This window comes from Streptomyces sp. NPDC059866, assembly GCF_042731325.1.
Classification (GTDB): Bacteria; Actinomycetota; Actinomycetes; order Streptomycetales; family Streptomycetaceae; genus Streptomyces; species Streptomyces flavusporus.
In genome coordinates this window covers 1-21,505 of sequence record NZ_JBHWJT010000071.1, presented here as the reverse complement: position 1 = coordinate 21,505, position 21,505 = coordinate 1, and the positions used below count along the sequence as shown (strand labels likewise).

The 21,505-nt window shown below is 70.6% G+C and carries 18 protein-coding genes and 4 pseudogenes; 13 read left to right on the top strand and 9 right to left on the bottom strand.

Annotated features, from left to right (window positions below; all coding sequences use genetic code 11):
* Positions 1-224 precede the first annotated feature (224 nt).
* The 5 genes and pseudogenes from ACFV7R_RS44865 to ACFV7R_RS44845 form a co-directional block, all read left to right on the top strand.
* Positions 225-779 carry a GNAT family N-acetyltransferase gene (locus ACFV7R_RS44865; protein WP_385275931.1) on the top strand — a complete coding sequence of 185 codons (555 nt, stop codon included), beginning with the start codon at positions 225-227 and terminating at the stop codon, positions 777-779.
* A complete protein-coding gene (locus tag ACFV7R_RS44860) occupies positions 776-1,231 on the top strand; it encodes a gamma-glutamylcyclotransferase family protein (protein WP_385275928.1) in 456 nt (151 codons plus the stop codon). The genes ACFV7R_RS44865 and ACFV7R_RS44860 overlap by 4 nt, the downstream gene beginning before the upstream one ends.
* 215 nt (positions 1,232-1,446) lie before the next feature.
* Positions 1,447-1,704 carry a hypothetical protein gene (locus ACFV7R_RS44855; RefSeq protein ID WP_385275925.1) on the top strand — a complete coding sequence of 86 codons (258 nt, stop codon included), beginning with the start codon at positions 1,447-1,449 and terminating at the stop codon, positions 1,702-1,704.
* A gap of 52 nt (positions 1,705-1,756) precedes the next feature.
* Positions 1,757-2,017, top strand: a pseudogene (locus ACFV7R_RS44850) (transposase); the annotation flags it as partial.
* A pseudogene (locus ACFV7R_RS44845) lies at positions 2,017-2,457 on the top strand (IS630 family transposase); the annotation flags it as partial. The pseudogenes ACFV7R_RS44850 and ACFV7R_RS44845, both read left to right, overlap by 1 nt.
* A gap of 232 nt (positions 2,458-2,689) precedes the next feature.
* Here the strand turns inward: ACFV7R_RS44845 and ACFV7R_RS44840 are convergent.
* The 6 genes from ACFV7R_RS44840 to ACFV7R_RS44815 all read right to left on the bottom strand — a co-directional run bounded on the left by ACFV7R_RS44840 (position 2,690) and on the right by ACFV7R_RS44815 (position 11,004).
* Positions 2,690-5,098: a glycoside hydrolase N-terminal domain-containing protein gene (locus ACFV7R_RS44840; protein WP_385275923.1), complete on the bottom strand. Its 2,409-nt coding sequence runs from the start codon at positions 5,096-5,098 to the stop codon at positions 2,690-2,692.
* Between the two features lie 79 nt (positions 5,099-5,177).
* A complete protein-coding gene (locus tag ACFV7R_RS44835) occupies positions 5,178-6,239 on the bottom strand; it encodes an ABC transporter permease (RefSeq protein ID WP_385275920.1) in 1,062 nt (353 codons plus the stop codon).
* Positions 6,232-7,740 (bottom strand): sugar ABC transporter ATP-binding protein, encoded by a 1,509-nt coding sequence (locus ACFV7R_RS44830; RefSeq protein WP_385275917.1) that lies wholly within the window; start codon positions 7,738-7,740, stop codon positions 6,232-6,234. Before ACFV7R_RS44830 ends, ACFV7R_RS44835 begins: the two co-directional genes overlap by 8 nt.
* A gap of 20 nt (positions 7,741-7,760) precedes the next feature.
* Positions 7,761-8,837 (bottom strand): sugar ABC transporter substrate-binding protein, encoded by a 1,077-nt coding sequence (locus tag ACFV7R_RS44825; protein WP_385275914.1) that lies wholly within the window; start codon positions 8,835-8,837, stop codon positions 7,761-7,763.
* 104 nt (positions 8,838-8,941) lie between these two features.
* On the bottom strand, positions 8,942-9,700 hold the full coding sequence (locus tag ACFV7R_RS44820; RefSeq protein ID WP_385275911.1) for an SDR family NAD(P)-dependent oxidoreductase: 759 nt from the start codon (positions 9,698-9,700) through the stop codon (positions 8,942-8,944).
* The gene (locus tag ACFV7R_RS44815; RefSeq protein ID WP_385275908.1) at positions 9,697-11,004 is read right to left on the bottom strand and encodes an enolase C-terminal domain-like protein; all 1,308 of its coding nucleotides are present in this window, start codon (positions 11,002-11,004) and stop codon (positions 9,697-9,699) included. The genes ACFV7R_RS44820 and ACFV7R_RS44815 overlap by 4 nt, the downstream gene beginning before the upstream one ends.
* Positions 11,005-11,308: 304 nt before the next feature.
* Between ACFV7R_RS44815 and ACFV7R_RS44810 the strand changes: the two genes are divergently transcribed.
* The 8 genes from ACFV7R_RS44810 to larE all read left to right on the top strand — a co-directional run bounded on the left by ACFV7R_RS44810 (position 11,309) and on the right by larE (position 18,858).
* Positions 11,309-12,013, top strand: a complete 705-nt coding sequence (locus ACFV7R_RS44810; protein ID WP_030655812.1) for a FadR/GntR family transcriptional regulator — start codon at positions 11,309-11,311, stop codon at positions 12,011-12,013.
* A gap of 111 nt (positions 12,014-12,124) precedes the next feature.
* Positions 12,125-12,976 carry a fumarylacetoacetate hydrolase family protein gene (locus tag ACFV7R_RS44805; RefSeq protein ID WP_385275905.1) on the top strand — a complete coding sequence of 284 codons (852 nt, stop codon included), beginning with the start codon at positions 12,125-12,127 and terminating at the stop codon, positions 12,974-12,976.
* Positions 12,976-13,971 (top strand): aldo/keto reductase, encoded by a 996-nt coding sequence (locus ACFV7R_RS44800; protein ID WP_385275902.1) that lies wholly within the window; start codon positions 12,976-12,978, stop codon positions 13,969-13,971. Before ACFV7R_RS44805 ends, ACFV7R_RS44800 begins: the two co-directional genes overlap by 1 nt.
* Positions 13,968-14,903 carry an amidohydrolase family protein gene (locus ACFV7R_RS44795; protein WP_385275899.1) on the top strand — a complete coding sequence of 312 codons (936 nt, stop codon included), beginning with the start codon at positions 13,968-13,970 and terminating at the stop codon, positions 14,901-14,903. The genes ACFV7R_RS44800 and ACFV7R_RS44795 overlap by 4 nt, the downstream gene beginning before the upstream one ends.
* Positions 14,900-16,180 (top strand): nickel-dependent lactate racemase, encoded by a 1,281-nt coding sequence (larA, locus tag ACFV7R_RS44790; RefSeq protein WP_385275896.1) that lies wholly within the window; start codon positions 14,900-14,902, stop codon positions 16,178-16,180. Before ACFV7R_RS44795 ends, larA begins: the two co-directional genes overlap by 4 nt.
* On the top strand, positions 16,177-16,866 hold the full coding sequence (gene larB, locus ACFV7R_RS44785; protein ID WP_385275893.1) for a nickel pincer cofactor biosynthesis protein LarB: 690 nt from the start codon (positions 16,177-16,179) through the stop codon (positions 16,864-16,866). The genes larA and larB overlap by 4 nt, the downstream gene beginning before the upstream one ends.
* Positions 16,863-18,044, top strand: a complete 1,182-nt coding sequence (gene larC / locus ACFV7R_RS44780; protein ID WP_385275890.1) for a nickel pincer cofactor biosynthesis protein LarC — start codon at positions 16,863-16,865, stop codon at positions 18,042-18,044. Before larB ends, larC begins: the two co-directional genes overlap by 4 nt.
* Complete coding sequence (larE, locus tag ACFV7R_RS44775; RefSeq protein ID WP_385275887.1) at positions 18,034-18,858, top strand: ATP-dependent sacrificial sulfur transferase LarE; 825 nt, start codon at positions 18,034-18,036, stop codon at positions 18,856-18,858. The genes larC and larE overlap by 11 nt, the downstream gene beginning before the upstream one ends.
* A gap of 86 nt (positions 18,859-18,944) precedes the next feature.
* Here larE and ACFV7R_RS44770 read toward each other — a convergent pair.
* The 3 genes and pseudogenes from ACFV7R_RS44770 to ACFV7R_RS44760 all read right to left on the bottom strand — a co-directional run.
* Positions 18,945-19,340, bottom strand: a pseudogene (locus tag ACFV7R_RS44770) (transposase); the annotation flags it as partial.
* 20 nt (positions 19,341-19,360) lie between these two features.
* The gene (locus tag ACFV7R_RS44765; RefSeq protein WP_385275884.1) at positions 19,361-20,593 is read right to left on the bottom strand and encodes an IS110 family transposase; all 1,233 of its coding nucleotides are present in this window, start codon (positions 20,591-20,593) and stop codon (positions 19,361-19,363) included.
* Between the two features lie 409 nt (positions 20,594-21,002).
* Positions 21,003-21,413, bottom strand: a pseudogene (locus ACFV7R_RS44760) (IS110 family transposase); the annotation flags it as partial.
* Positions 21,414-21,505: the final 92 nt, after the last annotated feature.

The window sequence follows — 21,505 nt, the reverse complement described above, 5'->3', positions numbered from 1 at the left end:
GTCACCCGCAGCCGCCTCGGACGCCTCGTCCGGCAAGGCTTCCTCACCCAACCCGGACGAGGCCGCTACCAGAAACGGACTTAACGTCCACTCAGCGCTCCGCGTCCGCCAAGCGCTGATGAACAGCCACGCGCGCACTGCCCTCGCAGCCCAAGACCTCCGCGCGGAGATCGAAGCCTTCCCGGCGAGTCGGCCGGCGCTGCCCCGCGGGTAGAGTCCGAAGCATGTACCCGGTCAAGCGCACCAGCCCGCGCCTCGAGCTGCGTGAACTCACCATCGAGGACGTCGACGCAGTGCTCGCCATCTACGGCAGCCCCGAGGCCACGGAGCATCTGTCCTTCGAGCCGCGCACTCGCGAGCAGGTCGGCGAGACCGTGGCCCGGTCCGTCACCTTGGCCACGGCGGAGCCCCGCATCGAGTACGCGCTCGCCGTCGTCGAGCGGGACACGAACGATCTGATCGGGTTCGGCCGGCTGGCCATGGATCCGCACCAGCAGCGCGCGGCCACGTTCGGCTTTGCGCTGCGCCCGGACGCCTGGGGCGTCGGCTACGGAGTCGAGACCGTGCGCCTCCTGCTGGGCTTTGGGTTCGAGGAGCTCAGCCTGCACCGCGTCTGGGGTGCACGCTCCCCACTCAACGAGGCGTCGGCGAAGACGATGACAGCGGCAGGCATGGTCGAGGAAGGCACCATCCGTGGCCACATCTGGAAGGCCGGCCGATGGCGTGACTCAGTTGTGCACGCGATGCTCGAGGACGAATGGAGAGCAGTGTGCCGGTGACCTCTAACCACCGGCGGCGGCTTCAGCAAGGCCCCGACGTGCTGTTCTGCTACGGCACGCTCCAGTTCGATGCCGTCCTAGAGGCCTTGCTGGGGCGGATACCTGAGCGGACTTCGGCAAAAGCGCCGGGTTGGCGCGCGGCTGCACTCGAGGGCCGGGTCTACCCAGGCCTCGTCCAAGCGGTCGGCGGCTCAGCGGCCAGCGTACTAATGACCGACCTCAGCTATGAGGAATGGGAGATCCTCGATGCTTTTGAGGATCTCCGCTATGAGCTGCGGGAAGTGACGCTCTCCACCGGGGAACGCGGCTGGGCGTACGTCTGGCCGGGCGGCGACGTCCGGCCAGACGACTGGGACGCCGAGGAGTTCCAGATCCGGCACCTGGAGGAGTACGCCGCCCGCTGCGCGCGGCTCGCTCCGGGTCTCGCCGCGGGCTTGCCCAAGGGCGAGTAGCTCGAGCGGCATTCGAGCGCGGCCGGCACCTCGGATGCCGCGTCAGTCCTCGGATGCGACCGTGCGTCTGTACACGGAAACCTTCTCGAATGGGTCCCTCTTCGCGGCTTGGGCCGGGCGCACGTAGACCTTGCGGGAGATGGACGATGCCGGCGTCCGCGAGCCCCTGATCAGTTGCGCCGTGTTCGGCAAGATCGGTGGCGCCACCCGCGCGCTTGGTCGAGTTGGACGCCGCCAAGCGCCCGGTCATCCTCCCGGGCCGCATCGGCCGGATCAACACCACGATCCGTCCAGTCTGCCTGCGCCGCCTGACCGGCACCGTCGGGCAGCCCAACAAGACAGGCAGCCGCTTCGACTTCCTGCTGGACGAGGACTCCACCGACCAGCTGCGCCGGGACCCGACCAACACCCGCTTCACCATCCCTGAGGACGAGAAGCGGTACCGCATCCCGAAGGTCCCGGCCGACTCCTAGTAGGACTCCGTTAGGTCTTCCTGTCGGGCCTGTTCGGGAGCATGTTGGGGGTGTGGACGCACATGAAGTGAAGCGTGTTCGGGCGAAGTTGGCGTTATACGTGGCGGATGTGTTCGCCTCGGTGCCGCGGAAGGACCAGCGGGCCAAGGGCGACTGCTACCTGCGGGGACTGATGCTGGACGGCCGCCGTAAGTCGATCCAGGCCATGGCGGAGCGGCTGCCGGACGGCAACGAGCAGAACCTGCAGCAGTTCGTGAACCAGTCCCCGTGGGATCCGGTGCCGGTGCAGCGGCGCATCTGTGAGCGGATGCTGCCGCACTGGAGGTCGCCACCGGCAAGGTGATCGGCTCCCTGCACCGCCGGCACCGGGCCGAGGAGTTCAAGAAGTTCCTGGTCAAGCTCGACCGGGAGGTGCCGGCGGGCCTGGACGTCCATCTGGTGCTGGACAACTACGCCACCCACAAGACCCCGGCGATCAAGACCTGGCTGCTGGCCCACCCCCGCTTCCACCTGCACTTCACTCCCACCGGATCGTCCTGGCTCAACCTGGTGGAGCGGTGGTTCGCCGAGCTGACCAACAAGCAGATACGACGAGGCGTTCACAAGACCGTCCACGCGTTGGAGAAGGACATCCGGACCTGGATCGCTGCATGGAACACCGACCCCAAGCCGTATGTCTGGACGAAGACCGCAGACGAGATCCTCGAACGCCTCGCCAGTTATCTGAACAGGATTCCCGACTCAGAAGACTAGGGATGGTGCGCCACTTCTCCAAGTCGCCGTGTGCATCGAGGAGGGCGTCGTGGTCGCCGGTGTCGGCCAGGTAGGCCGGGACGGTCTCCGGCTCCTGGGGGGCCGGTTCGGGCTTGGCTGGGGTGAGGGTGAGTGGGGCGCGGGCTTGGGCGGCGGCGCGCCCCCGGACAGGACCCGGGGGCCGTACGGCGCGTGATCGGGGCCGGGCAGCCTGCCCGGCCCCGATCGCATGTCACAGCGGCGTGATCACGTACTTCTCGCCCGCCTGGGCGTCGAACGCGACGACGGCGCTCTCGGGGCGCTTCACGTCAGTGCGTGCACCGCCCTCGGAGTGCACCGCGACCGGTGCCGCGGTGCGCAGCCGGACCGCGCCGGTCCGGCGTGCCGCAAGGCGGGCGTGGGTCAGCGCGCCGTCGCTCCAGGAGACGTCGACGGTGAGGGCGCCGCGGGCGAGGAGGCCGGTGACCTGGCCCTGCGGAAGCTGCGGGGGCAGCGCCGGCAGGAGGTGGACCTCGTTGGTATGGGACTGCACCAGCCATTCGGTCACTCCCGCGGTGGCGCCGAAGTTGCCGTCGATCTGGAACGGCGGGTGCAGGTCGAACAGGTTCGGAGCGGTGCGGTCGGGAGTGAGGAGGTCGGTGAGGAGTTTGTAGGAACGCGATCCGTCTTCCGCGCGCGCCCAGAAATTGATCTTCCAGGCGAGGGACCAGCCGGTACCGGCGTCCCCGCGCATCTCCAGCGTCTTCAGTGCGGCCCGGAACAGTTCGGGGGTGTCACGCTTGGAGATCTGGTTACTCGGATGCAGACCGTACAGGTGGGAGACATGGCGGTGCTGTTGCTCGGGTGCGCCGGCGTCCCAGTCCTGCTGCCACTCCTGCAACTGCCCCAGTGCGCCGATCTTCATGGGCGGAAGCTGGGCTCGGGCCTGGCGCACCTGGGCGGCGTACGGGCTGGTGACGCCGAGCGCGTCACAGGCGGCGAGGTAACCGTCGAACAGGTCGCGCAGGATCTGGTTGTCCATGGTGGGGCCCGCGCAGGCGGACACGCCGGCGTGGTGGGCGTTCTCCGGCGACACGGACGGGCAGGTCACCAGATACCCGGTGGTGGGGTCCGTGACGAGGGCGTCGAGGAAGAAGCGGACGGCGCCCTCGACGACCGGCAGGCGTCGGCGCAGCGCCTCGCGGTCACCGGTGAAGCGGTAGTGCTCCCAGACCGAGGTGGCCAGCCAGGCGCCACCGGTGGGCCACATGCCCCAGAACGCGCCGTCGACCGGCGCGGTGCCGCGCCAGGCGTCGGTGTTGTGGTGGGCGACCCAGCCGTTCGCGCCGTACTGCACCCGCGCGGTCTTCTGTCCCGCCTGGGCGAGGTCGTCGAGCAGGGCGAAGATCGGCTCCCAGCACTCCAGAAGGTTGGTGGTGGAGGCCGGCCAGTAGTTCATCTCCGTGTTGATGTTGATCGTGTACTTGGAGTCCCAGGGCGGGGAGAGCTGGTCGTTCCAGATGCCCTGCAGGTTGGCGGGCTGGGTGCCGGGGCGGGAGGAGGCGATGAGGAGATAGCGGCCGAACTGGTAGTGCAGGGCCACCAGATGAGGATCGTCGGACTGGGCGAAGGCGGCCACCCGCTGGTCGGTCGGTGCGTTGGCGGCATCCGTGACGCCGAGGTCGAGGGTGACGCGCCGGAAGAGGGCGCGGTGGTCGCGCACATGGCGGGCGCGCAGCTGTCCGTAGGGGGTGTCGGCGGCGGCGTTCAGCGGGCGCTCGGCGCGGGCGCGATGGTCGCCGGAGGCGTCGCGGTAGTCGTTGTAGCTGGTGCCCACGGACACCAGCAGGGTCACCGCGTCGGCTGCGGTCACGGTGAGGGTGCCGTTCTCGCTGCGCACGGTGCCGCCTTCGGCGCGGGCACGGACCAGCGCGCGGAAGCGGCCCCGGCCGGTGATGCCCTCGCGGGTCTGCCCGGTGCCCTCCAGCGCGGCGGTGACCCGGTCGGGGGAGGACTTCTGGGTCTGCTGGGGGCTGTCGAAAGTGGCGGTGAGCGAGAGGGCGCCGGGGGTGTCGGCGGTCAGCCGGACCACGATCAGCTGGTCGGCATGGCTGGCGAACGCCTCGCGGCGGTAGGCCACCCCGCCGCGTGTGTACGTCGTGGTGGCCACGGCGGTGTCGAGGTCCAACTCCCGTCGGTAGGAGCCGACGTCACCCGTGCCGGGGAACGTCAGGCGCAGATCGCCGACCGTCTGGTACATCAACTCCCCGACCGGGTTGCCCAGGAAGGTCGAGTTGATCAGGTCCTGGGCCGAGCCCCACTGGCCGGCGAAGATCTGGCGCCGGATCTCGGGGAGGTTCGCCAGGCCCTGCGGGTTGGCCGGTTCGTAGGGGCCTCCCGCCCACAGTGTGTCCTCGTTGAGCTGGAGCCGGTCGGTGTCGACTCCGCCGAACACCATGGCGCCGAGGCGGCCGTTGCCGAGGGGCAGGGCCTCCAGCCACTGGCCTGCGGGCTTGCTGTACCACAGGGCCAGGCGCGAGGCGTCCGGCGCGGCGGCGTCCTCCGCCTCCGTCGCGGCCTGTGGGGCCGCGGCGGCCGGGAGACCGACGGCCAGTGCGGCCGACGTCGCTGCGGAGGTGACGAGAAAGTCTCTTCGTTCCATAAGAATGCCTGCCTTTCGAGTGCGGGTTGGGCTGGTCATTCGGGAGTGGTGCGGGCGGGTGCACAACAGCGGGCGGTGTCTAGTCCTGCGCCTTGCCTCCGGTGATGCGGGACAGCGCCAGGGCGACGAGGATGATCGCGCCGTTGAGGGCGCCGATCCACTGGGCGGGGACACCGCCGAGGGTGAGGACGTTCTGGATCAGGAACAGCAGCAGGATGCCGGTGAACGCGCCGAAGACCGTTCCCTTGCCGCCGTTGAGGCTGATGCCGCCGATGACGGCGGCGGCGAACACGGTGAAGATGTAGCCGTTGCCCTGGGCGGAGGCCACCGAGGCCAGGCGTCCCGAGAGCAGCAGGCCGCTCAGCGCGGCGAGGACGCTCGCGGTGACGATGACGATCCACAGCACCCGGTCGGTGCGGATGCCGGCCGCCTTCGCCGCGTCGACGTTGCCGCCGATCGCGTAGAGGGAGCGGCCGAAGCTGGTGAAGCCGAGCACGACGATGCCGATGGCGAAGAGGATCAGGCAGATCCACACCGAGGCGGGCATGCCCAGCCACTGGGTGGTGCCGAGGTAGAGCATCGACTGGGGCAGCTGGAAGAAGGTCTGGCCGCCGGAGATGCCGGTCAGGATGCCGCGCAGCACGATCAGCATGCCGAGCGTCACGATGAAGCCGTTGAGCCCGAACCGGATGATGAACAGCGCGTTCACCACGCCGATGAGGAGACCGACCGTCAGGGTGACGGGGATGGACCAGGCGCCGGGCAGCAGTCCGACCCCGTGTGCCGCGCCCGCCGGGACGGTGAGCCAGGCCGCGACGCCGGGGGCGAGTCCGACGGTGGACTCCAGGGAGAGGTCCATCTTCTTGACGATGAGCACCAGGGTCTGGGCGAGGACCAGCAGGGCGATCTCGGACATGGTCTGCAGCACGTTGACCAGGTTGTCGGGCTGCAGGAACACCGGATTGACCAGCTGGCCGACTATCGCCATGACGATGATCGCGGGGATGAGTGCCAGGTCCCGCAGCCGTGCGAAGGCCAGCCTCCGCTCGCCTGCCCTGCCGGTGGCCGGCTGGTCGCTCACGGGGTCCGGCGGGCCGTCGTTAGGACTCTTCGCGGCGGCCGCAGTCGCGCTCTCAGACATCGAGGTCCACTCCTTCCATTGCGGCCACGAGCTCGTGGTCGTGCCAGCCGCGGGCCCTTTCGGCCACTACTCGGCCCTGGAACATCACCAGGACCCGGTCGCACATGCGCAGGTCGTCGAGTTCGTCGGAGGCGATGAGCACCCCGGTGCCGGACTCGGCGATCTCCTCGACCTTGCCGAGGAGGAACCCCTTGGACCGCACGTCGACGCCGGCGGTCGGATTGATCAGGACCAGCACCTTCGGATCGCTGGCCAGGGCGCGGGCCATGACGACCTTCTGCTGGTTGCCCCCGGAGAGCCCGGAGACGGGCAGCTCCGGCCCCGGCGTCTTGATCGCCAGGTTCTCGATCATGGAACGGGCGTAGGTGTCCCGGCGGCGTCCGTCGATGAAGCCGGGCGGACCGAGCCGTTCGGGGATGGTGAGGGTGCCGTTGTCCGCGATGGACATCTCCGGTACGTAGCCCTGGTGGTGGCGGTCCTGCGGGACGAAGCCGGCGCCGGCCTTCAGGGCCGCGGGCACGCTGCCGGGGCGTGGACGCACCCCGGCGATCCGCACCGTGCCGGTGTCGGCGGCGCGCAGTCCGACGACCGTCTCCGCCACTTCGATGCGGCCGCTGCTCGCCGCGCCGGCGAGACCGACGATCTCCCCGCCGCGGATACGGACGGACACGTCCTCGTAGATCCCGTTGAGCGTCACGTCCTCCACGACGAGCACATCGGGGGATTTACTGTCCGTCGGGCGGCGGCGGGCCCTGGCGGCCTCGGTGGCGCCCTCGCCGGTCATGGCGGCGACCAGTTCGGCGCGGGGCAGTTCGGCCACCGGGGCGGTCAGGATGTGCCGGGCGTCGCGGAACACCGTCACCGTGTCGCAGATCTCGTAGATCTCCTGGAGGTGATGGCTGATGAACAGAAAGGTCACGCCCTGTCGTTGCAGATCCCGGATGCGGGCGAACAGTCGGTTGATCGCGGCTCCGTCCAGCTGCGCGGTGGGTTCGTCGAGGATGATGAAGCGGGCCCCGAAGGACAGGGCCCGGGCGATCTCCAGGAACTGGCGCTGTTCGACGTCGAGTTCTCCCGCCGGGGTGCGCACGTCCACGTCGACCGACCAGGTCCGCAGCAGTTCGCGTGCCCTGTCGCGCACCGTCCGCCAGCTGATCAGGCCGCCGCGACCGCGGTCGTGCCGGTTGAGGAAGAGGTTCTCGGCGACCGTCAACTCGGGGATGATGGTGGACTTCTGGTACACGCACGCCACCCGCTGCCGCCAGCCGTCCCGGTCCGCGAGCCGGGGCGCCGGTTCGCCGTTGAAGGTGACCGTGCCCTCGTCCGGTGCGTGCAGTCCGGTGAGGATGGAGACCAGCGTGGACTTGCCCGCGCCGTTGCGCCCGACGAGTGCGTGGGTCTGCCCGGGTGCGATCGTGATCCGGGCGTCGCGCAGCGCCACCGTGGAACCGAACCGCTTCGTTATCGCCGCCGCCTGGGCGACGGGCGCAGCCGTAGACATGTCAGCGAATCGCCTTCCGGTCAGCTGAGGTTGTTGCCCCACAGGGAGCTGTCGTCGCTCTTGAGGCTGGGGACCCCGCCGTAGGTGCCGCCGTCCGCCGTCACCAGGGGCGCGGAGAGCTGGTCCTCCAGAAGGCCCTCGCGGACCTGGATGATCGTGCTGTCGTGGTCGGTCTTGCCGGGTTTGAACGTCTTGCCGTCGATCGCCGCCTTGAGGTAGTAGAGGGCGTACTTGGCGTAGAGGTCGGCTGGCTGGGAGACGGTGGCGTCGATCTTGCCCGCGGCGATGTTCTTGAGCTCCTCGGGGATGCCGTCGTTGGAGACCACGAACACGTGCTTCTTGTCCTCGGGGCCGACCAGCAGGCCCTTCTGCTTGAGCACCTGCAGGGTGCCGGAGAGCGCGAAACTGGACTGCATGTAGACGCCCTTGATGTCGGGGTGGGCGGTAAGGTCGGTCTGGAGCTTCTGCGCCGCGACGGCGCCGTCCCAGTTGGTGGCTTCGCCGAAGACCTTGATGTCCGGGTAGTTCTTCTTCATGCAGTCGTTGAACGCCTCCGTGCGGTCACGGCCGTTGACGGAGGCGAGATCGCCCTGGAGCATGACGACCTTGCCCTTGCCGCCCAGCTTGGTCCCCAGGAACCGGCAGGCCTTCTCGCCGTAGGCGCGGTTGTCCGCGCGCACGACCATGTACACGTTGCCGGTGTCGGGGCGGGTGTCCACGGAGACGACCGGGATCTTCTTCGCCTCCAGCTGCGCCAGGGTGGGTGCGATGGCGGCGGTGTCCTGCGGCGCCATCGCGACGCCCTTGACGCCCTGGCTGATGAACGTCTGGACGTCGGCGGTGAGTTTGGCGACGTCGTTCTGCGAGTTGGTGGTCTTCAGGTCGAGTCCGAGTTCCTTGGCGAACTGCGGGGTGTACTTGATGTACGAGTTCCAGAAGTCGGTGTCGGAGCGCGGGTAGTCGACCCCGACCACGGTGGAACCACCGCCCTGGCCCGAGGCCGACGCGGATCCCGAACCCCCGCAGGCGGTGAGTGCGGGGACGGACAGGGCGGCGAGGGCGCCGAGACAGGCGTACCTGGTGAACCTGAGCTGCATTGCTCGCTCTCCTTGCTGACGGGGTCGCGCGGAACGGGCTGCGTGCAGGACCGGTCGTGCGGTGTGCGGGTGCCGGTCGCGAGAGGGGAGGGGAAGGAGCGGGGTCAGGTGCGCGGACGGATCCGCAGGCCCTGCATGCCGCCGTCGACGGGGAGGTCGGTGCCGGTGGTGGAGCCGGACAGGGGGCTTGCGAGGTAGGCGATGGCCGCGGCGACCTCGTCGGCGGAGACGAGACGGCCCATCGGCTGGCGGGCGTTGAGGGCGGCGCGTTCGGCCGCGGGGTCCGCGGCGCGGTCCAGGAGGCGGCCGATCCAGGGAGTGTCGGCGGTGCCGGGGTTGACGCAGTTGACGCGGATCCCGCAGTGTACGAGGTCGGCCGCGGTCGCCCGGGTCAGGGCCAGCACGGCGCCCTTCGTCGCGGAGTACAGCACCCGGTCGGGCAGCCCGGCGGTGGCGGCGATGGAGCAGGTGTTGACGATGGCCGCGCTGTCGGAGCGGCGCAGATGGGGGAGGGCGGCCCGGGTCACCCGGACCATGCCGAGGACGTTGACGTCGAACACCCGGTGCCACTCGTCGTCGGCGTTCTCCTCGATGGTGCCCTGGGCGCCGATGCCGGCGTTGTTGACCAGGATGTCGATGCCGCCGAGGACGCGCGCGGCCTCGGCGACGGCCTCCCGCACGCCCGTGTCGTCGGCCACGTCCGCGCGGATCCCGATCAGGGGATCGGGCAGGCCGTCGGGTTCGAGGTCGAGGCAGGCGACGCGGGCCCCGCGGGCGGACAGCAGGCGTGCGGTGGCCAGTCCGATGCCGGAGGCGCCGCCGGTGACGAGGGCTGTCAGTCCCGCGCAGTCGGGAGCGCTCATCCCTCGGCCTCCCCGCTCCACACCGGGCCGTCGGGGTAGCGGTGGTCCGCCAGGGACTGCGGATGGAGTTCGGCGCTGATGCCGGGGGCGGACGGGGCGAGATAGCGGCCGTCGCGGATGCGGACCGGGTCGGTGAAGTGCTCGTGCAGGTGGTCGACGTACTCGATGACGCGGTTCTCGGTGGTGCCGCTGACGGCCACGTAGTCGAACATCGCCAGGTGCTGCACCATCTCGCACAGTCCGACCCCGCCGGCGTGCGGGCACACCGGGACGCCGAACTTGGCGGCCAGCAGCAGGATGGCGACGTTCTCGGTGACGCCGGCGGTGCGGCTGGCGTCGAGCTGTAGGACGTCGAGGGCTCCCGCCTGGAGGAGCTGTTTGAACATCACCTGGTTGTGGGTGTGTTCACCGGTGGCCACCTTGACCGGCGCCACGGCCCGGCGGATGGCGGCGTGGCCGAGGATGTCGTCCGGCGAGGTGGGCTCCTCGATCCAGTACGGGTCGTAGGGGGCGAGCGACGCTGTCCAGTCGATGGCCTGCTGGACTCCCCATGCCTGGTTGGCGTCGACGGCGATCCTGATGTCCGGGCCGACCGCCGCGCGGGCCAGCCGCATGCGGCGTTGGTCTGCCTCGCGGTCGGCGCCGACCTTCAGCTTGATCTGGCCGAATCCGTCGGCGACCGCCTCCTTGGACAGCCGCACCAGCTTCTCGTCGTCGTAGCCGAGCCAGCCGGGGGTCGTGGTGTACGCGGGGTAGCCGTGCTCCAGCAGGTGCGCGGTGCGCTCGGCGCGGCCGGGCTCGGCGCGGCGCAGGATGTCCAGGGCCTCGTCGCGGGTGAGGGCGTCCTGGAGGTAGCGGAAGTCGACCAGGGCGACCAGCTGTTCGGGGGAGAGTTCGGCCAGCAGCCGCCAGACCGGCTTACCGGTGCGGCGTCCGTACAGGTCCCAGACGGCGTTGACGATTGCCGCGGCGGCCATGTGGATGGCCCCCTTCTCCGGGCCGAGCCAGCGCAGTTGGCTGTCGCCGGTCAACCGCCGGGAGAAGGCGCCGAGATCGGCCAGTACCTCCGCCACCGGGAGCCCCACGATCAGCGGGGCCAGGGCGCGTACGGCGGCGACCTCGACGTCGTTGCCGCGTCCCACGGTGAAGGCGAGTCCGTGTCCCCGGCCCCCGGCACTCGTGCGGATCGTCACGTACGCCGCCGAGTAGTCGGGTTCGGGGTTCATGGCATCGGAGCCATCGAGGTCCCGCGAGGTCGGGAACCGTACGTCCACGGCCTCGAGCGCGCTGATGAGCTCACTCATCGGGCCCGGCACCTTCGGTTCGCAGGGTCCGGTGTCGTGTCGGCTCCATGGCCACCACCCATCGTCGTGTGTCAACGAGATGTCCGCTCTGCTACGGCAGACGCCGGACATGGGATGGATTTATAGAGTCACCCCGCCTTGGTGTCCATACCTCAGGAGAGAAATATGTAAGTGGTCGCTGTCCACCTGCTCATTTGCAGTGAAGGTATATGTGAGAGCGCCTTCGGGTCATCCCATCCCTTCCTGAGTGATGGGATGTATTGCTACGCTGCCGCCGCCTGGGCAACGAGCAGGGAGCAGCCGCATGTCACTGACCGACAAGGCCATCGACCGCATCAGGGACCTCATCCAGTCCGGCGAGCTGCCGCCGGGCGCCAAACTGCCGCCCGAGCAGCAGCTGGCCGCGGAGCTGGGGCTGTCCCGCAACCTGATGCGGGAGGCGGTCAAGGCACTGGTGGTCGCACGCGTGCTGGAGATCCGCCGGGGCGACGGTACATACGTGACCAGCCTCGAACCTGAGCTGCTGCTGAGCAGCATCGGATCGGCGGTAGAACTGCTCCGCGGCGACACCCTGCTGGAGCTGACCGAGGTGCGCCGGCTGTTCGAACCGGTCGCCACCGGACTGGCCGCCACCCGCATCTCGGCCGGGGAACTGGCCGAGGTGGAGCGGCACCTGGACGCGATGCGGGCGGCCCGGGAGGACGTCGAGCGGCTCAACGAACACGACGCGGCGTTCCACCGGGCGGTGGTCGCGGCCACCGGCAACGCCACCCTCGCCACCCTGCTGGAGGGGATCTCCAGCCGGACGGTGCGCGCACGCGTCTGGCGCGGTCTGGTCGACGACAACGCCGCCGCCCGCACCGTCGCCGAACACGAGGCGATCTTCCAGGCACTGGCCGCCGGCGACGCCTGCCTGGCGCAGGCCGCCGCGCTCCTGCACGTCAGCACCACCGAACAGTGGCTGCGCGAGCACCTGGAGCCGAACAGCGCCGTCCCGGACCGGCCGTGAACACCGGGCGGCTCCCGACCACCCTCGTCCATCACACGTCACCAGCCCCGTGCCCGGCCCCGACAGCCGTGGGCCACGGGCAGGCACGTTCGCTCAGTGAGGAGCACTTCGATGAGGTTTCTGCGCGTGGGCCCTGCGGGCTCGGAACGCCCCGCCGTCCTCGGCACCGACGGCCTCGCCTACGACCTGACCCCGCTGACCGCCGACATCGACGGCGCCTTCCTGGCCAGTGACGGCGTGGAGCGCGCCCGCGCCGCGCTGGCCGGGGAAGCCCTGCCGCGCATCGACATCAGCGGGCAGCGTACTGGAGCACCCGTGGCCCGCCCGGGCAAGGTCGTGTGCATCGGGCTGAACTACGCCGATCACGCCGAGGAGACCGCGACCCCGCCCCCGGCGGAGCCGGTTATCTTCATGAAGGCGTCCAACACGGTGGTCGGACCCGACGACACCGTCCTGATACCGCGCACCAGCACCCGGACGGACTACGAGATCGAACTCGCGGTCGTCGTCGGCCGCACCGCCCGCTACCTGGACTCCCCGGCTGCCGCCGCCGACGTCGTCGCGGGCTACGCCATCGCCGACGACGTCAGCGAGCGCTCCTTCCAGCACGAACGCGGCGGACAGTGGGACAAGGGCAAGTCCTGCGAGACCTTCAACCCGCTCGGGCCCTGGCTGGTGACTCCCGACGAGACCGGGGACCCCCAGGACCTGGCGCTGCGGTTGTGGGTCAACGGCGAACCGCGCCAGCACGGGCACACCAAGAACATGATCTTCGGAGTGCACCACGTCGTCTGGTACCTGAGCCAGTTCATGGTGCTGGACCCCGGCGACGTGATCAACACCGGAACCCCGGCGGGCGTGGCCTTCGGCGCCAACGACTTCCCCTACCTGCGGACCGGTGACGTGGTCGAGGCCGAGATCGACCGGCTCGGCCGTCAGCGGCACGTCGTCGGGCAGGCCTGATGTTCGCCGCGGCGCACCCCTGGTATGCCGAACGGGTCCCCCTCGGCCGCTCCCGCGTCACCGTCAGCCGCATCGGGCTGGGCACCGCACCGCTGGGCGGTCTGTTCTCCGCGGTCGGCGGCCGGGAGGCCACCGGCACGCTGGAGGCGGCCTGGGCGGCCGGGATCCGCCACTTCGACACCGCCCCGCACTACGGTGCCGGGCTCGCCGAACGACGGCTCGGCGCCTTCCTGACCGGCCTCGGTCACGCGCGCGCGGACTGCACGGTGTCCACCAAGGTCGGCCGGCTGCTCGTGCCAGGCGAATCCGCACCAGGGGATGAGGACTTCCACGGCGACCCCGGCCTGGTCAGGATCCGCGACTACAGTGCCGACGGTGTCTACCGCTCCCTCACCGAGAGCCTGGAGCGCTCCGGCCTCGACGCCTTCGACATCGTGCTCATCCACGACCCGGACGACCACTGGAAGGAGGCCCTCACCGGCGCCTACCCGGCACTGGCCCGCCTGCGCGCCGAGGGAGCGGTCCGGGCGATCGGCGTCGGGATGAACCAGACGGCGATGCTCACCCGCTTCGTCACCGAGACGGACCTCGACTGCGTCCTCGTGGCCGGCCGCTACTCCCTGCTGGACCGCAGCGCGGCCGACGAACTGCTGCCCGCGTGCGCCGAACGCGAGGTGGGCGTCCTGGTCGGCGGGGTCTTCAACAGCGGCATCCTGGCGAACCTCGCACCCGACGCCACCTACGACTACGCGCCGGCCTCCGAAGCGGTGCGGCGCCATGCCCTCGCCCTCAGCGAGCGCTGCGCCGCCCACGGTGTGGCGCTGGCCGCCGCGGCCCTGCGGTTCCCGCTGCGGCACCCCGCCGTCACCGGCGTCGTCGTCGGGGCGCGCAGTGCCCAGGAGATCACCGTCAACGTCGCACACGCCGGCGCGACGATCCCCGAAGAGCTGTGGGCGGATCTCGACGCCCTCGAACGCGAACGGGACGGATCATGAGCAGGATCGACGCACACCACCACGTCTGGCGGCCGGCCTCGGCCCCCGGGCCCGCCCCGGGCCCCCGCCCGCGGCGCCGCGTGCACACATGGCTCGACGCGCCCGGCATGGCCCCCCTGCGGAGGGACTTCACCATGGCGGACCTGGCGCCGTCGGCCCTGGCGGCGGGCATCGACCGTACGGTCCTGGTCCAGGTCCTGCCCGACCTCGACGAGACCGCGGAGTTCCTGTCCCTGGCCGCGGCCGACGACCTGGTCGCCGGCGTCGTGGGCTGGGCCGACCTCACCTCGGACGGCCTCGCCGACACCCTGGACGCCCTGCGGGCGGCGCCCGGCGGCGACCATCTGGTCGGCCTGCGGCACCTGGTGCAGAGCGAACCGGACCCCGGCTGGCTGAACCGGCCCGACGTGCGCCGGGGCCTGCGCACGGTCGCGCAGGCGAACCTCGCCTACGACCTGCTCGTCCTCCCGCACCAACTGCCCGCCGCCATCAGCACCGTCCGGGAGCTGCCGGAACTCACGTTCGTCCTCGACCATCTGGCCAAGCCGCCCATCGCCACGGGCGCACTGCAGCCCTGGGCCTCGCTGATCCGTGAACTGTCGGCCCAGCCCCAAGTGTTCTGCAAGCTGTCCGGCATGGTCACCGAGGCCGACCGCAACGACCGGAGCCTGGCCGCCCTGCGTCCCTACGCCGACGTGGTGCTCGACGCCTTCGGCCCGCAGCGGGTGATGTTCGGCTCGGACTGGCCGGTCTGCCTGCCGGCCGCCTCCTACGCGGAGGTCGTCGGCGCGGCGGAGGCACTGACCGCCGGCCTCACCCCGGCCGAACGCTCCCAGGTCTTCTCCACGACGGCGGAACGCGCCTACGGACTGGGCGAGAGCGACCAGCAGGGACGATCCGCGGACGACGGCCCGGTGGGGGTGGTCCGGTGAAAGTACGCCTGGCCTACGGGCAGTCGGGGCTCGACATCGAGGTCGATCCGCGCACGGCGACGGTCGTCGAACCCGTCCATCAGGAGGGAGCCGCGGACCAGATGGCCGTCCTGCGCGCGGCGCTGCGCGACCCGGTCGCCGGACCGCCGCTGCGCGAGCGGGTCCGCCCGGGGCAGACGGTGGCCATCTCGGCCTGCGACGGCACCCGCCCGCAGCCTCGCCACCTGATGATCCCGGCCGTCCTGGACGAACTAGAGGGCGTCGTCCGCCAGGAGGACGTGGTGATCCTCGTCGCGACCGGCACGCATCGCGGCAACGACGAGTCCGAGCTGCGGGCGATGTTCGGCGACGAGATCGTCGATGGGGTACGGATCGTCAACCACGACGCCCGCGACGCCGGCCAACTGACGTGGATCGGCACCTACGGCAACGGCGTACCGGTGTGGCTCAACCGCGAGTGGTGGGAGGCGGACGTCCGCATCACCACCGGCTTCGTCGAACCCCACTTCTTCGCCGGCTTCTCCGGCGGCCCGAAGCTCGTCGCCCCCGGGCTCGCCGCGCTGGAGACCGTGCTCGTGCTGCACGACGCGGCCCACATCGGAGACCCGCGCGCCACCTGGGGCATCACCCACGGCAACCCGGTCCATGACGACGTGCGCGCCATCGCCGAGGCCACCGGTGTCACCTTCGCGCTGGACGTGGTGCTCAACCGGGACAAGGACATCGTGGCCGCGTTCGGCGGCGACCTGCTGCCCATGCACGCCGCCGCGACGGCCACGGCCAAGCGCATGGCGATGCGCCCCGTCGAGGCGCCGTTCGACGTCGTCGTCACCACCAACTCCGGCTCCCCGCTGGACCAGAACCTGTACCAGGCGGTCAAGGGGATGTCGGCGGCCTACCAGGTGGTCCGGCCCGGAGGGACGATCGTGTGCGCGGCCGAGTGCCGCGACGGCTTCCCCGACCACGGCTCCTACCGCCGGGTGCTGGCCTCGGCGCCGTCCCCGCAGGCCCTGTTCGCCGACATCGGCGCGCGCACCGAAACGGTTCCGGACCAGTGGCAGGTGCAGATCCAGGCCCGCATCCAGTCGGGCAGCCGCGTCATCATGCACACCTCCTTCCTCAGCGACGAGGAGCTGGCCACGGCCCATCTGCGGCAGACCCGCGACATCTCCGCCACCGTCGCGGAGGCGCTGGCCGCCGCGGGCCCGGACGCCCGCGTGTGCGTCCTGCCGGAAGGTCCGCAGACCATTCCCTACATCGGACGGGGGCGGCCGTGAACGAGGTGCTGGATCTGGGTTACGCCCGGCTCGACCTGGGCCGTGAGGCCCGGCAGGGCCTGCCGGAAGCGGTCTACGGCCCCGGCAAGACCGTGGAGCAGATCGCCGGAATCGTCACCGGCCTCCTGCGCCACAACACCGGTCCCGTCCTCGCCACCCGCGTCGCCCCCGAAACGGCGGCGGCGGTCCTGGGGCAGGTGGAAGGCGGAACGTACGACGAGAAGGCCCGGCTGCTGACCTGGCGGCCGGCCGCCACCGGGGAGTTCTCCGTCGTGGTGGCGGCCGCCGGCACCTCCGATGGCCCGGTGGCCGCGGAAGCCGCCGCCGTGGCCTCGGCCATCGGGCTGGACACGACGGTCGTCCACGACGTCGGAGTGGCGGGACTCGACCGCGTCCTGCAGGTACGCGGCCGACTGCAGGAAGCCGACGCGGTGATCGTGGTGGCCGGCATGGAAGGCGCCCTCGCCAGCGTCGTCGGCGGTCTGGTCCGCGCCCCGGTCGTCGCGGTGCCCGTCTCCACCGGGTACGGCGCCTCACTGGAAGGCGTCACCGCGCTGCTCGCCATGCACGCCTCCTGCGCCGCCGGGGTGACCGTGGTCAACATCGACTCCGGATTCTCCGCGGCCATGGCGGTCCACCGCATCGCCCAGACCCGGCCGCCGGCAGACCGCGGAGGCGCCGAGTGATCTGCTGGATCAACCCGTTCACCGGGCTGGCCGGAGACATGCTGCTGGCCGCCCTGATCGACGCCGGGGCACCGCTGGACCGGATCCGGTCCGCCGTCGCCGCCACCGGTCTGACCGGCTGGAACCTGACCGCCGAGCGCATCACCGACCACGGACTGGCCGCCACCAGGGTCCAGGTGGAGGTCACCGACCCCCACACCGAGCGGCGGGCCGTCGAGGTGCTGGAGATGGCCGCCCGGGCGGCCCCCCGGCCCGTCGCGGCCCTCGCCAGCGCCGCCGTGACCGCGATCGCCGAGGCGGAGGGGCGGCTCCACGACGCCGACCCGGCCGACGTCCACCTGCACGAACTCGGCGGCCACGACACTCTCGTCGACATCGTCGGCAGCGCCGCGGCCCTGCACGCCCTCGGGGTGACCGACGTCGTCAGCGCGCCCCTGCCGCTCGGCCGGGGCCGCGTCGACGCCGCGCACGGCGTCCTGCCCTGCCCCGCGCCGGCCACCCTCGCCCTTCTGGCGGGAGCCGCCGTCACGGGCAGCGACCTGCCGGGCGAAACGGTGACACCCACCGGCGCCGCGCTGCTGCACGCCGCCGGAGCCCGCTACGGCCCGCCCCCGCCCATGACCCTGGACGCCACCGGCTACGGCGCGGGCACCCGCCGCCTGCCCGACCGGCCCAACGCCGTCTGCGTCAGCCTCGGTTCGCCTCTTCCCAGCGCACCGGACGAGGACGTAGTCGTGCTGGAGACCAACCTCGACGACGTCACCGGCGAACTCCTCGGGCACGTCATCACCAGGGCGCTGGACGCCGGCGCCCTCGACGCCTGGACGACCCCGGCGGTGATGAAGAAGGGCAGACCCGCGCAGGTCCTGCACGTCCTCACCAGCCCGCACCAGGAACGACGGCTACGCGATCTGGTGCTGTCCGAGACCGGTGCCCTCGGCATCCGGCGCGTCGGCGCCACCCGCACCACGCTGCCGCGCGCCTTCGAGACGGTGGAGGTGGACGGGTACCCCATACGTGTCAAACACGGTCCGTACGCGGCCAAGCCGGAGTACGACGACGTGGTGGCCGCGGCCGCCGCACTGGGTCTGTCCCTGCGCGCCGTCGCCGTGCGCGCACTGCGTCTGAGCCGAGCGGGAACGATGACGACGAGCCAGGAGGAAGAACGTGCCCAGTGACGCTACCTTGGAGCACCGGCTCGCGGACCGCGTGCGCGCGCTCGGCGGCCCCGTGGCCGTCGCCTATTCCGGCGGCGCCGACTCCGCGCTGGTCCTCGCCGCGGCCGCACGGGTGCTCGGGCCCGAGCAGGTCCTGGCGGTCACGGCCGTGTCGGAGAGCCTGGCCGACGGAGAGCTTTTTGCCGCCCGGCGTCTCGCCGACGACCTCGGGGTCACCCACCTCACCCCCCGCACCCACGAGTTGGCACGCCCCGGCTACCGGGCCAACGGCCCTGACCGCTGCTATTTCTGCAAGTCCGAGGTGCTGGACACCATCGCGGCGCTGGCCCAGGACCACGGCTTCGAGACGGTGGCCACCGGCACCAACGCGGACGACGCCGCGGACCCCTACCGGCCGGGCATCCGCGCCGGCCGGGAACGCGGCATCCGCACCCCGCTCCTCGACGCGGGGCTGACCAAGGCGGAGGTACGCCGCCTCAGCCGGCACTGGTCGCTGCCCACCTGGAACAAACCGGCGACACCGTGTCTCACCAGCCGGGTTCGTTACGGCATCGAGGTCACCCCTTACCGCCTGGCCCGCGTCGACCGCGCCGAGGCGGCCGTCCGGACCCTCCTGGCCGAGGCCGGACTGCAGGTGACCGACCTCCGGGTCCGCGACCTCGGCGAGCGGGCCCGCGTCGAGGTGGACCCGGCGCTCGTATCGCGGACCGCGGCACTTCCGACACTCGGCGAGGTGCTCGCCGCCGCCGGCTTCGCCGGCCTGCCCCACCAGGTTGAACCGTTCCGCTCGGGACGGCTCAACACCGAGCCCTGAAACCGAGGTGTCGGGGTGTGCCGGATCAGACCTGTACCGCATCGCCCGTTGGGGGGGCCTCTATGTCCTTCGTCAAGCCTGAGCGGTCATGCGACGGCTGCTTCGGGTTCGCGTGATTCGTAGAAGGTGCCGTCGCGGAGCATGGCGAAGAGCACGCTGACGCGGTGGCGGGCGAGGCGGAGGAGGGCCTGGGTGTGGGTCTTTCCCCGGGCCCGGCATTTGTCGTAGTAGGTGCGGGAGGCGGGATCGTGCAGGGCGGCGAAGGCCGAGAGGAACATGGCCCGTTTGAGCTGCCGGTTTCCGCCTCGTGGTGCGTGTTCGCCGTGGATCGAGGTCCCCGAGGACTTCGTTGTCGAGGCGAGTCCGGCGTAGGAGGCGAGGTGGGCGGCGTTGGGGAAGCTGGTGCCGTCGCCGACGGTGACCAGCACAACGGCGGCGGTCCTGACCGCGACCCCCGGCATCGAGGTCAGGACCTGGGAAAGACATCTCACGGCGCTAAGAGTCAAGCCGCAGCCTCGAGGAACGGTGCGAAGGCACGTTGCTCGTTGAAGGGCACCTGGTTCTGCAGGCAGTGATAGAGCATCCCCAACATGCGGTTGAACAAGTTGCGTTGGGCGGCTGCGTGCCAGTCGCCGCGTTCGCGGCGACGTCGGTAATGGGCGTTGGCCCCCGGCGAGACCGTGATGGCGGCGAAGGCCCACAAATAGCCGGCGTGGATGAGGCGATCGTTCTTGATGAACCGGCGCCCGACGTAGCGTTTCTTGCCTGACGCGCGGGTGACCGGGGCTGATCCGGCGTATGCCTTCAGAGCCCGGGCGTCGGCGAACCGGTGGCGGTCGTCTCCGATTTCGGCGAGGACTCGGGAGCCGAGCAGGGCGCCGAGGCCGGGGAAGCTGGTGATCACTTCCGCGTCCGGGTGCTGCTGGAACGATGCCTCCACCGCCGTGGCGAGGTCGTCGGCGCCTTCGGCGGCGGCGTCGAGTTGGCGCAGGAGGGCGAGCATCTGCTTGCCCATGGCCTCTTCGACGAGCGGAGGTTGATGGGCGTACTCGGCCCGGAAGATGTCCTGGAGGCGCTTGGTCTCCGCCTCGGTGTACCGCTGGCGGCCGGCGCGTTTGAGGGCTGCTCTGATCTGGGGCTTTGTGAGCTTCGCGGCCAGAGCGGGAGTGGGTGCGATAGCCAGGAGGGCGCGGGCTTCGGGGTGGGCGAGGCCGCCCTTGCGGCCGGTGACGAACGCGTTTAGCGCGGCGGGGTAGTACTCGCGCAGCAGTGAACGGAGCTGGTTGGCGATCTTCTGGCGATTCCAGACGGCGTCCTGCTGAGCGCGAGCCAGGACGGCGATGGCCTGGGCGAGTTCGCTGTCGGCCGGCAGTGGCCGGTGCATGGGCATGTCGGTGCGCAGGATGTTCGCCAAGACCAGGGCATCGCCGGGGTCGGACTTCTTGCGGGAGACACCGTGGCGGTCACGGTAGCGGGACGCAGCGAGCGGGTTGATCGCGAAGACCTTCCGTGTGCCGGTTCGCAGGATTGCCACGAGCAGACCGCGGGAGGTCTCGATGGCGACCGGTATCGGATCATGCTCGGTGTCGCCGTGCTCGGCGAGCAGGTCCAGCAGTTTCCGGTAGCCGGCCGCGTCATCGGTGATGCGGGCCTTGGCGAGCAGCTTCCCGACCTCGTCGATCAGGGCGACGTCATGATGTTTTTCCGCCCAGTCGATCCCGCAGAACACCCTCACATTCGCTCCCTTCGTCGGTTGTTTGCGCTGGTGACGAGCGCATGCGGGCCACGCGACGCTCTAATGCCAGGACTCGTCGGTCCGCCATCTCACAAGCCGTTCGTGGCACCAGCGCACTGCACGGGCCTCGGTCTCGCTCAGAGCTCATCGGCTCGCGGAGACGAAGGGGAGGTCACCATGCAGCGGGCTCGCACCACGCAATCAACATCCGCCGCATGCAGACGAGTTTCGTGGCGGCCGGAGGACGCCGGGCGCTGCCAGTCTTTCCATAGGCATCACCGTGCCGAAGAGGGTTCGGAGTCATCCCGGCACCCACCGGACCACCACGGAAGCCCGCCGCGGAGAGGTGCCAGTCTTCAGACGAACCTCATCGGCCAGAAGGATCCGAGGCATCCGCTCCGCACTGCATTAGAGGGTGCTCCTCCAGCAGGGCTTTGATCTGGGCTTCCAGAGCCCGGCGCTGTTCGTGGACGGCGGCCAGGGAGCGGGCCAGGGACGGGATGACGACGTCGAGGGTGCCGGTCCCGGGAACGATGACGGTTTGTTCGTCGAACGCGTCGAAGATCTCGTCGATCAGCCGGGTGGCCATGCGCGGGGCCTTGGGCCGGATCACTTCGACGAGTCTGCGGCGTCCGGCTTTCCGCAGGGCAGCCGGGGAGCCGTAGCGTTCGAGCAGCCAGGTGACGGCGGGGTGGTCCAGGCGGGGGCCAAGGACGCGTTCCAGTGAGGGGTGGAACTGGGTGAGCAGGCCGCGTATCCGGTTGGAGGTGCGGGTGGCCTCGGCCGCGAGGTCCTGGTCGAAGCCGACCAGCACGGTTACTGACCTTTTCGGGTTGCGTTCGGGGGATCTGGGGTGAGAGTCAGTCCGGTTTCGCTGAGGTAGCTGTCGATGAGCTCGGGGTGACGCTGGAT

Coding starts and splice junctions, on each gene's coding strand:
- ACFV7R_RS44865 (WP_385275931.1), top strand. CDS start 225: ATGTACCCGGTCAAGCGCACCAGCCCGCGCCTCGAGCTGCGTGAACTC.
- ACFV7R_RS44840 (WP_385275923.1), bottom strand. CDS start 5,098: ATGGAACGAAGAGACTTTCTCGTCACCTCCGCAGCGACGTCGGCCGCA.
- ACFV7R_RS44835 (WP_385275920.1), bottom strand. CDS start 6,239: ATGTCTGAGAGCGCGACTGCGGCCGCCGCGAAGAGTCCTAACGACGGC.
- ACFV7R_RS44830 (WP_385275917.1), bottom strand. CDS start 7,740: ATGTCTACGGCTGCGCCCGTCGCCCAGGCGGCGGCGATAACGAAGCGG.
- ACFV7R_RS44825 (WP_385275914.1), bottom strand. CDS start 8,837: ATGCAGCTCAGGTTCACCAGGTACGCCTGTCTCGGCGCCCTCGCCGCC.
- ACFV7R_RS44820 (WP_385275911.1), bottom strand. CDS start 9,700: ATGAGCGCTCCCGACTGCGCGGGACTGACAGCCCTCGTCACCGGCGGC.
- ACFV7R_RS44815 (WP_385275908.1), bottom strand. CDS start 11,004: ATGAGTGAGCTCATCAGCGCGCTCGAGGCCGTGGACGTACGGTTCCCG.
- ACFV7R_RS44810 (WP_030655812.1), top strand. CDS start 11,309: ATGTCACTGACCGACAAGGCCATCGACCGCATCAGGGACCTCATCCAG.
- ACFV7R_RS44805 (WP_385275905.1), top strand. CDS start 12,125: ATGAGGTTTCTGCGCGTGGGCCCTGCGGGCTCGGAACGCCCCGCCGTC.
- ACFV7R_RS44800 (WP_385275902.1), top strand. CDS start 12,976: ATGTTCGCCGCGGCGCACCCCTGGTATGCCGAACGGGTCCCCCTCGGC.
- ACFV7R_RS44795 (WP_385275899.1), top strand. CDS start 13,968: ATGAGCAGGATCGACGCACACCACCACGTCTGGCGGCCGGCCTCGGCC.